Annotated in this window: 8 protein-coding genes; 3 read left to right on the top strand and 5 right to left on the bottom strand. The window is 66.6% G+C overall.

Annotated elements, in window-relative coordinates:
• Positions 1–972 precede the first annotated feature (972 nt).
• The gene (locus tag AB0M30_RS38000; RefSeq protein WP_364594478.1) at positions 973–1,107 is read right to left on the bottom strand and encodes an HNH endonuclease signature motif containing protein; all 135 of its coding nucleotides are present in this window, start codon (positions 1,105–1,107) and stop codon (positions 973–975) included.
• Positions 1,108–1,989: 882 nt separating this feature from the next.
• Between AB0M30_RS38000 and AB0M30_RS37995 the strand changes: the two genes are divergently transcribed.
• The 3 genes from AB0M30_RS37995 (at position 1,990) to AB0M30_RS37985 (ending at position 3,957) form a co-directional block, all read left to right on the top strand.
• Positions 1,990–2,133 carry a hypothetical protein gene (locus AB0M30_RS37995; RefSeq protein WP_364594464.1) on the top strand — a complete coding sequence of 48 codons (144 nt, stop codon included), beginning with the start codon at positions 1,990–1,992 and terminating at the stop codon, positions 2,131–2,133.
• A gap of 31 nt (positions 2,134–2,164) precedes the next feature.
• The gene (locus AB0M30_RS37990; protein ID WP_364594461.1) at positions 2,165–2,749 is read left to right on the top strand and encodes a hypothetical protein; all 585 of its coding nucleotides are present in this window, start codon (positions 2,165–2,167) and stop codon (positions 2,747–2,749) included.
• Positions 2,750–2,904: 155 nt separating this feature from the next.
• Positions 2,905–3,957 (top strand): RHS repeat-associated core domain-containing protein, encoded by a 1,053-nt coding sequence (locus tag AB0M30_RS37985; RefSeq protein ID WP_364594458.1) that lies wholly within the window; start codon positions 2,905–2,907, stop codon positions 3,955–3,957.
• A gap of 186 nt (positions 3,958–4,143) precedes the next feature.
• Here the strand turns inward: AB0M30_RS37985 and AB0M30_RS37980 are convergent, their stop codons facing one another.
• From AB0M30_RS37980 to AB0M30_RS37965, 4 genes are all read right to left on the bottom strand, one after another.
• Positions 4,144–4,650, bottom strand: a complete 507-nt coding sequence (locus tag AB0M30_RS37980; RefSeq protein ID WP_364594455.1) for an aldo/keto reductase — start codon at positions 4,648–4,650, stop codon at positions 4,144–4,146.
• A 39-nt stretch (positions 4,651–4,689) separates the two neighbouring features.
• Positions 4,690–7,428, bottom strand: a complete 2,739-nt coding sequence (locus AB0M30_RS37975) for a hypothetical protein (protein ID WP_364594452.1) — start codon at positions 7,426–7,428, stop codon at positions 4,690–4,692.
• Between the two features lie 658 nt (positions 7,429–8,086).
• Positions 8,087–8,386: a hypothetical protein gene (locus AB0M30_RS37970; protein ID WP_364594451.1), complete on the bottom strand. Its 300-nt coding sequence runs from the start codon at positions 8,384–8,386 to the stop codon at positions 8,087–8,089.
• Positions 8,387–8,393: 7 nt separating this feature from the next.
• The gene (locus tag AB0M30_RS37965; protein WP_364594449.1) at positions 8,394–9,677 is read right to left on the bottom strand and encodes an MFS transporter; all 1,284 of its coding nucleotides are present in this window, start codon (positions 9,675–9,677) and stop codon (positions 8,394–8,396) included.
• Positions 9,678–9,730: the final 53 nt, after the last annotated feature.

Below are 9,730 nucleotides of genomic sequence, written 5' to 3'. Positions count from 1 at the left end.
GGCCCGTCATGCAGCCGCTTCCCGTCCGGGTCCAGACCGACTGCGTGGTGGGCTTCCTTACCGACGTCCAGGCCGAGGAACACGCTGAAGCTGCTGCTCATCACCATGCCGTTTCGTTCGCCGCGACGTGGTCACCGGGTTGGGCATCGATGGCCGGCACCCACGTTACGACGAGACCCACCAAGCTGGTGGCCGTGTCCCTATTCAGCGGTCCCTCGATGCCACCAGGCCCGGTGACATCACCCCCCGGATCATGCGTGCGACTGGGGGCGTCAGTCATGCCGGGCCTGGCGACCACAGCTCCTTGATCAGGAACTACGAAAAAGGTAACGGGGCTCGGCCCCAGCCACCGCCAGCGTTGGGCACCCGCGACACCGCCTGGTTCACCGCGGCTCCCAGTGGCGGGCAGGCGAACCAGCCGACGGCGAAGTTACTCGGCTGGAAACAGCGGATTGCCGTTGGCGAGCAGCCGCTCGCTGTAGGAGGTCCGGGTCTCCTTGCGACCCGCTGACTCCGGCGACGATATTGTCTACCGGGTGGCGGATGTCGCCGTATCCGGGCAGCGCCCACCGGTCGAACGTCGACCGGATGGCCTGCACGAGGCCCCATGGATGGCGTGCCGCGCCGGGAGTTTACGTCCCACGTGTTCGCCACGCAGGGTCGGCGGAGGACTCCGCTGCGATGCCACCGGGCGGTGGAATATCTACCGCGCTCCTCAGTGAGGGAGGATCTGGTGGTGCTATGGGACGATCCGCGCCGACTGCTCCACGTAGCACCCATGGAAGCTATTCTTGTTGATGTCACGCTACGTGGCTTCGCTGTAATCGCTGGGTTATCTGTTGCCCGCGAGATGCTCATCGCCGCCATTGCCATTTGGTCACTTAACGCCAACGAAGCGGGTCGCGAACATGCACGCGCTCTCATCAAATTGTTGCGGCGGCCCCGACTCCGCCGGAAGGCGGGACACTGACGTCACCGTCTAAAGGACCTTGGGATCTTCTCGTCCTCGGACTTGTCACGGTGACAGCGGGTGCACAGCACCTGCAAATTGTCGGGCTCGTCGCGGCCGCCGTCCCGCAGGGCGAGAACGTGGTCGACCTGGACCAGGTGCGCCGCGAAAACACGGCCTCAGCCTGCGCACCGTGCCCGGCCGACACGGTTGATCGCTCGTCGTACTGCCTTCCGGAGGCGGTCACACAGGCCAGAAACGGCGGCCTGTGCGTCTCCGATGGGGGCTCCGTTGACGAAGTAGTGTGCCTGACAATGGGCGAGACCTCACGACACCGCGAAGCTGTGAAAACACCGGTTGACCTGCACTTATCGACCCAGGACGGCACACGGCAACACTCACCGCTACATCGGAGCGGCGGACTTGTAATCAGATGGTCAGATTGTCTATTGCTTGCGCACCGCCCGGGCCGCGTTGCGGAACGCTGATGGCGGCGTTGGCGACTGCGGGTAGGCGCGCGGCGGGCCTGGCTGTCGAACTAGGGGCGATTTAAGGACGAAATTGCAGGTCGAACGAGGTCGACTGACGTCGACTGAGGGCATGAGCGATTGCAAACATCCCAGCTGGATCGACTGACGTCGACTCGAAACGGCTCGAACCAATAATCCGGAGGGTTCTTGGTTCGAGTCCAAGCGGGGGAGCAAAGCCCAGGTCACCGACCTGGGCTTTTTTGCTACCCGGGAGTAGGGGCGATTTAGTGTCTGTCTTGAGGGTCGTCCAAGGACCGGGTTGGTCACCGACGCTGGTCCCAGACCGCGCGTAGGGGCCGCTGCGGAACGTGAACGCCGATCAGATCGACCCGCTGTCCGGCACACCCCGGACGGCGCCCGGATCGCCGTTTCCGCAGACCGGCCGTACGAGCTCGCCCCCGGCGTGGAGAGGCTCATCGCGTTTGACTACCCGGGCGCTCGGCCTGGCTGCTCGAAGCCGGCGCACGGGAGCCGGAGGAGCACCTGCTGTCCGAAGGCTGCGAGCTGAGCATGGCGAGCCCGTCTGCCCCGTGGCATGTCGACGTCGGCCGGTTCGACCACCACGACCTGCCGGATTTCGTGGGATACCGGCCGTCGGCGGTGCAGCCCTTCTTCCGGGCTGAGCACGTCGGAGACGGCGTCATGGGCGAGTAACGGATCCCTGCCGCCCGTCGACACCTGCCCCGTGGCAGAAAAGCAAGGTACATCACGCAAGAAGATTGCCGGGTGGGTTGCTGCGGTGGGCACGGCTACCGCGGGTCTGGCGACCTTTCTGACGAATGTGACGACGATCGCCGATTTCTTCAAAGGTGGGGAAGTTTCCGCCGGTGCCGCCTCTTCGTCGGCGACGGCCGGGCCGCGAACACGTGTTGTCCCACCGATGGATGGTTCCGGGGTCACCCCCACGCCTTACGAACCGGGAGAATCGCGTCAGTCCGTGCCAGACCCTTTCCTGGCGACATGGACCGGAACCGTCTTCCAGCGAGGCGGGCCGTCGACGAAGTATCCGGTCGAGATCGAGCTCGCCGGAGGGCGGCCGGGGGAGCAGATCGCCCGGGTGCGGTACGACACGCTGGACTGTGGTGGCGTGTGGCGGTTGCAGACGGCGTGGGCCGAGGTGATCCGGTCGACGGAATCCATCCAGTCCGGCAGGTCGCACTGCGAGGACACTGTCACCGTCACCCTTTCGATGCAACCGGACGGGCAAGTTTATTACGAATTCCTGGACGAGGAAGGCCGGGTCGGTCAGGGAATCCTGCACAAATCATGATTCCCTTCATTTTGAGGGCCGGTTCGTGAGGTGTGGAAAATCGCTTAGTCGTCGGCGGGCGAAACTACGCTTCCTCTCCTGGAAGACCAACGACAACACGGCGGTCACCAGCCAGGTGACGCGCACCCGTGCAGGCACGATCGTGGACGAAGCCTATGTCCCGGGGCACCACTACACTCACCGACATCGGATACGACAGTCATGGAAACACGACCAGCTTCGCGAACGGCGGCTCGACCACCTATCTCGGCTGGGACGCCGCCGATCGCAACCTGACCGCGCGCACGACCGGATCCGATCCCGCCGACATCAGCTACGTCCGTGACGCCGCCAACCGGATTACTCGCCGAGCTGCGAGACAGGGCGACACAGTCAGTGACGTCCTCTACAGCTACACCAGCAGCACCGATGACGCTGACTTCACCCTGTCGGCCGACAAGCGGCTCGTGACCCGAACAGTCAACCTCCCCGGCGGAGTGCTCTACACGCTCCACCTGGGCGACAATGCTGCGCCGCAGTCCTGGGACGTTCCGAGCAACCGGGGAAACATCGCGTTCACGTGCGACGGCGCGGGCAAACAGATCCATGGCCTGCGGACGTACACCCCGTACGGAGAACCGCTCGATACGAACAAAACCTCCGCTCCGGACGCGATACCCGACAACCAGCCGGGCCAGATGGACTACGGCTGGCTCGGTCAGTACCAGCGCGCCTTCGAACATGCTGGCTCCCTGGCGCTGATTCAGATGGGTGCACGTCCCTACAGTCCCATTCTCGGCAGATCCCTTTCTGTCGATCCCGTCGAAGGTGGATCTGCCAACGACTACGACTACGTGTTCGCCGACCCCATCAACAAGACCGACACCGCGGGTACTTCCGCAATCTCCGGCTGGTGGAACGGTATTCGCGACACCGGGTGGTTCAAGGACACCGCAAACACTCTCTTCACGGCAAGCGTCGGCAAGCTGACACGGCTGGCCTGTCGTGGACTCTGGTCCTACCTGGTGGCCGTCCCGAGCGGAATCGTCGTCAACCACGTCGGAGGCTGCTATATCCAGGCCGGGTTCCGCTTCAGCGCTGGAAGTTGCTACTTCAGCGGAGTCAGCCGGAGTGACAAGATGAAGCAGTGGCTGGACGAGTTTTCGGTGGTCCTACGCGTGTTGCTCGGCGTATCAGGTGGCATGGGTGGAGGAGATAATGGCGGATAATGATCTTCGGTCGACGCGCAGGAAGATGAAGATAAGCCTGTTCTTCTGCGCGGTGATAGCGCCGCTGCTTATTATTTTGGCAAACAATCTGATTGACGAGTTTCAGTGGGTGCCAATCATCCTGGATTCCGTGGTGACTGTTGGATTGATTGTATTCTTGTATATGACAAGGAGTGCGAAATTCGATCACAAGACTGGTGAGCCGCGTTGACACGGCACCTTTGGTAGCTTGACGTCTCGTGCGATTTGGGGAGGGAGTCCGCGGAAGTCGGACACGTCATCGAGACGCTTGGAGAAGCCGCCGCGGCTGGGCCGCGTGTGCCCGCACTTCGTCGCGACGAGCAGCCCCGGGTACGGGTGGAGCGCATCGGCGAGCAGCTCCTCATTCAGGCCCAGGTCGGAGGAGTCGGCGGTGTCGAAGAATGTCACGCCGAGCTCGGCCGCGCGGCAGGCGACGGACTGGGCGCCGTCCTTCACGTGGTCCCACTCGGTCAGCCGCATCGCTCCGAAACCCAAGCGGTGCAGGGAAAGGCCGTCTTCGAAGGTGTAGGTCGAGGTCATGCGGGAAGCTTCGCCGCGGGCGCTGTCACCCACCAGAGATTTAGCCTCCGTCGGCTTCGCCACGAGTTTCATCGGGCAGGCGGGCCTCGGCGAGGCCCGCAGCGCGATGTTCCAGAGCTCGCTCAGCCCCATCTGCGTCTTCCCCCGTGCAGGGTCCCGTCCTGGACGCGCTCAAGGGCAGGGCGCGCTGTCTTGGAAGCGGAAGGTGCAGACGGGGTTGGCGTCGATGGCGGTGATGTCGTTGATGGTGACGACGGCCAGCGGCCGGCCGGCCCCGTCGCGGCCGGCCCGGAAGTCGATCCGGCCCGACACGCCCTTGAAGCAGGCAGCGCTCATCGAGTCGGAGCAGTCGAACTCGCGGAACTCCTGGGCGACCGTCGCCCGGTTCGGGGCGAGCTTGCCCGCCTCGGGGACCGCTCGGAGCTTGTTGCGGTTCACGGCGGTGAGGTACAGCCCGGCCGCATCGTAGGCGGTCCCGACGCGCTCCCCGGTCCAGCGGCGGTTACCGCCGTGCGCGGCGAGTTCCGTCCCGAAAGCCTGCCAGCCGGCCGGCCGGTCGTCCCGCGGCGAGTACAGCCCTCTCAGCCCGGCGCAGAAGATGGTCAGCGGCCGCTGACCGTCCGGGTCGCTGCCCACGGCGGGCTTTCCCTCGGAGACGCAGGAACTGCCGGCGAGCACGACCCGGTTGGCCAGCGACACGTACCCGAGCGAAACGTTGGCGAACCGGTCGGACCGGCGGCTCTCCCCCTGGGCGATGAACCGGGTCACCGCGTCGTCGCCGATGATGGTGGGTTTGCCGGTCGCCGGGCAGTCGTCGAGGACGTGGTTGAGGAAGTCGGTGAAGCCGGTCTCGCGGCCCGCGTAGAAGGCGACATCGTCCGCGCGGCAGTCGACCTCCACCGTCGACGGCGTGCGCCACTGGCGCAACCGGATCGACGATTGTCCGTGCGCGAGTTCGGCGAACCGGTCGCGCAGCGTGCTGAGGTACTGGTCGGGCTCCTGGACGAGGTCGGGGTGGTAGACGGTCACTGTCCGCCGGGTGGCCGCGGCGTACCCGGCGACCAGCCGGGCCTGTGGGCGGTTGCCCGCGACCATCTGGAAGTACAGCGGTGACAGTGCGGGCAACGAGTCCCCGGTCAGCGTCGTGGCCACGATGGGAATGCCGAATGCCCCGAGCGCGCCGATGGCGCTCTCGGTCTGGGTGACACTCCGTCCACCGCCCACGACACCCATCACCGTCGGGTCCCGCTCGGCGAGCGGCGCGATGAACCGATCGACCGTGCGCCGCGCATGCCGCATCTGGTAGCCACCGTTGGCGACCACGATCCGCAGCAGCGGGTTCAGGGCGTCCTCGGTGGAGTTGCCCACCGTGTTGTACTGCGACTGCTGGATCAGCAGCCCGGTCACCTCCTCCGCCTCGGCGTCGTCGGTGCCTTCCCGGGTGTCGGGATGGGTCAGTTCGGCGAAGTAGACCAGCGTGACGATCGAGCGGTCGGGGTTGGCGTCGTGCAGACGTTCCGCGATCTCGTTCTGCTCGAATACCGCCTCCTGGGCTTTGCGCAGCTTGCCCGTGCTGCCGAAGACGTACCCCCCGGCACTCACCCCGACGCATTCCCCGGTCTCCGACATGAGGACGGCGCCGGCCTCGGGGAATCCGGCGACCCCGCACGGGTCGGGGGCGGGCGCCGGCAGCATCGCCATCGTGCTCACGCCCGCCCCGGCCAGGAGCAGCAGCACCGCGGCGACCACGGCCGGTTTGCGAGCGAACCAGGGGATCTTCCTCGGCTCCCAGTGCTGGCCACTGTCCGCGTCGCGGCCGGACGCCGGGTCTTCGCCGTCGAGCTGGATGACGAGGAACCGGGCTGCCGGCCGGAACTGCTGCCGTCGCCGTGGCAGGTATTTCTTCCAGCCGGCAACGTCCTCCTGGATCGTGCGCACCGAGCCGGGTTTGACGTCAAGGCTGTCCGGGAGGTCCGTCGCGGTCGCGACCACCAGCAACGGGTCGTGCTCGCCGGTCTGGTTGCGCACGTCGTTGATCAGGTGCAGGAGCTCCCAGCCGCCGTTGGCCTCGGTGATCCCGTGGAGGACGGCGGTGAGGTAGGCGGTGCGCCGCCACCGGCGCAGCCACCAGGTGCGAGTGCCGTAGAACCGGCGCAGATCCCGCAGAAAGGCGCGGACCAGGAGAAGTTTCAGTTGTTCGAGATTCTCGTTCTCGCGGGCGTCGGTGGTGAGCCGCCGGGCGAATCCCAGAAAATCGGCGGAATGCTTGGGCACCATGAACCGCTGACGCATCAGCCACCGTGGCTCACCGCCGCGAAGCCCCCGCAACCACAGCCACCGCCCGAACCGGGACAGCAGCCGCGGCATCAGCCTGGTCAGGTCGAGCGCCTTCTCCGGCGCCACCGCGGTCACCATGCGGCTGAGCAGTTCGGTGCCGTCGCCCTCGGGTGAGGTCGGGGCGTACCACTCGAGGAGCTTCGAGCGCAGCGGGGCCTGCTGGTTGCGTTCGAGCGTGGACTGGCGGTGCCGGGTCAGCCAGTCCACCAGGCGAAAGGTGTGGAACGGAATCTCCTTGCCCGCTCCGAACCGGTCCGAGCTCAGGTTCTTGACCAGGTGGTTGAGCAACGGCAGCACGGGACGGCCGTCCCCGGCATCGACGGTGATCATGGCGGCGTCGACCGAGGCGGACGGGATCAGCCGTGACGGCACCCGGTCGAGCCGGGCCGGATCCGGGTTGAGCCGGGCGGCCAGTGCCTCGGCCACGGCTTCGGTGGCGCCCGGCTCGCCGATCAGGCACAGCAACGGCAGAGCCTGTTCCCCGCGCAGGTCCCGGTGTTTTTCGGACCACCTCCAGCGCGGGCGGTCGATCAGCTCGCGCACTTCCCGCAACAGCGGGTCGAGACCATTCATGTTCCGCCCTCCGACCGCTCACGACGGTGCCCTCGATCAAGGAGAAGCACGGGCAGAGCGGACATGAACGGCAATAGCGGGAATTCTACCTGAATGGAGCAAGAAAAGCCGACGCGGCCGGCATGCGCCTCCACCAAAGAACATGAAGATCCCTCATGGCGGCGTACCGCCGGTACGTACCACGCTGCGGTAACCACGGCGACGGCGCGGAGGGACGTTAACCTGCGCCTGGGCGAGGGGACGGGCCAGCGCTGGTCGTCCGCGGCCGGCGAGGATCGCAACCTGCTGCGGGCCGTAGTTGCGACAGTCGGGGATCGGCCGATCAGTTCCCGGTCACCACGACCCGGTCGCCCTAGCCGGCCGGTTTCGCCGCTTGATGATTCACGAACGAGGGAGCATTTATGCTCCGCAAACGGCGACGATCGGTGTCGATTGACGCCGAATCAGGGCATGAGCGAATGCAAACATTCCAGCTGGATCGACTGACATCGACCCACGACTAGAACCTCCAGTTAACCGGAGGGTCTTGGTTCGAGTCCAAGCGGGGGAGCAGAGGCCCAGGTCAACGACTTGGGTCTTCTTTGCGTCTCGGGTGGCATGTTCACGCTCAGGCGCGTCACCCTCTCTTCGCGGCAGAAGCGGATACACACGGTGTCTGTCAGTGGAGATCCAGCAGCGTCTCGAAGCGAGCGGCAAGCACGTCGTCGACGTCACCGTCGATGATCATGCTCAGGATTCCGGCGTCGTGATCGCGGGCGATTCGGAGGGTGAGGTCCGGGGCGCCTGTGACCGGATACTCAAACCATGTGTCGGGCGGAAGGTCTGCGTCCGTCTTCGGGATACCGGCTTCCAGGGCACCGTCGTCGAGCTCGTCCCAGCTGTAACCGACGAGGGCGGCGATGTACTCCACGACCTTGGTCAGGTTGTCCTCGAAAATCCAGCCGCCTACCGGATGCATGCGTGGATCATCCTCCGTCGTGCGAGCCTTGAGAGCTCTCGCCGCTCGATCTTTCGCCCGGCGTGTAACGCCAGAACGACCTCGCCAGGACCGCGCCGATCAGGACGAGGACCGCGCAGGTCAGTGCGGTCGCCGACCAGGCTATGGCGAGGGGGAGCGCCGAGGCCATGATGCCGGCGCGGAGGTCGCCGAGGCGGGGACCGCCGGTGACGACGACCGTGTACACGCCCTGCAACCGGCCGCGCATGCGGTCGGGGACGGCTGTCTGCAGGATCGTCTGGCGGTACACCGCGCTGACGAGGTCGGCCGCGCCGGCGACGATGAGCAGCGTGACCGCGAGCCACAGCGTGGAAGCGAGCCCGGCCAGCGCGACGGCGCCCGCCCAGACCACCACCGCCGCGGTGAGGGCGGCTCCTTGGCGCCGCACCCGGCCGATCCAGCCGCTGGACAGGCCGGCGAGCACCGAGCCGATCGCGATCGCTGAATAAAGCAGGCCGATTCCGCCGTGCCACCGCGTCTCCGCCGCTTGGGGGAACAGCGCGGTCGGCATGGCCAGCACCATCGCGGCGATGTCGACCAGGAACGACATCAGCAGGACCTGGCGGCCGGCGAGGAAACGCAGGCCGTCGAGGACCGAGCGCAGGCCGGGGCGGCCGAGGGGCGCCGCCGGAGGCAGGGGCGGGAGCCGGAACGTCGCGTAGAGCGCCGCGGTGAACAGCACCGCGTCGGCGGCGTAGGCGTAGCGGAATCCGTTCGGCAGTCCGAGGAGGACGCCCGCGACGAGGGGGCCCAGTACCTGTCCGACCGTCGAGGCGGTGTAGTTCAGCGAGTTGGCCGCGGGCACCAGCTCCGGGGTGACGAGGGCCGGGACGATGGCGCCGCGGACCGCGGACGACACCGCGAAACCACCGGACTGCACAGCGACGAGCGCGAGGATCAACGGCACGGACCGGAGCCCGGCCACCGCCTGGGCGAACAACGCGAGCGTGACCGTCCAGGTGAGCGCCGAGGAGACCAGGTACAGGCGCCGCCGGTCCACGGCGTCGGCGATCGCGCCGCCGTAGAGCCCGAACACCAGGATCGGGACGAGCCCGGCCAGTCCGGAGAGACCGACGTCGAACGACGAGTGCGACAGGTCGTAGATCTGCACCGGCACGGCCACTTCGGTCACGACCGTCCCGACCACCGCGGCGCCCTGACCGAAGAAGGTCCGGCGGAACACGGGATGCGCCAGCGGCTGGACGTCCACGGCGATCCGGCGGAGGCGGTTCTTCGGAGCGCTGGTCGTCATGCGCTCACGTTCGCAGCCACCGCCGGGCCGCACTTCCGATATTCTGTCGACTT

Origin of the sequence: Amycolatopsis sp. NPDC051716, assembly GCF_040681595.1 — a bacterium.
Classification (GTDB): domain Bacteria; phylum Actinomycetota; class Actinomycetes; order Mycobacteriales; family Pseudonocardiaceae; genus Amycolatopsis.
This window is presented reverse-complemented; position numbering and strand designations above follow the sequence as displayed.

Excerpts from the sequence above, each read along its gene's own strand:
- AB0M30_RS37995 (WP_364594464.1), top strand. The coding sequence starts at position 1,990 with ATGGCGAGCCCGTCTGCCCCGTGGCATGTCGACGTCGGCCGGTTCGAC.
- AB0M30_RS37975 (WP_364594452.1), bottom strand. The coding sequence starts at position 7,428 with ATGAATGGTCTCGACCCGCTGTTGCGGGAAGTGCGCGAGCTGATCGAC.
- AB0M30_RS37970 (WP_364594451.1), bottom strand. The coding sequence starts at position 8,386 with ATGCATCCGGTAGGCGGCTGGATTTTCGAGGACAACCTGACCAAGGTC.
- AB0M30_RS37965 (WP_364594449.1), bottom strand. The coding sequence starts at position 9,677 with ATGACGACCAGCGCTCCGAAGAACCGCCTCCGCCGGATCGCCGTGGAC.
- AB0M30_RS37985 (WP_364594458.1), top strand. The coding sequence starts at position 2,905 with ATGTCCCGGGGCACCACTACACTCACCGACATCGGATACGACAGTCAT.
- AB0M30_RS37980 (WP_364594455.1), bottom strand. The coding sequence starts at position 4,650 with ATGGGGCTGAGCGAGCTCTGGAACATCGCGCTGCGGGCCTCGCCGAGG.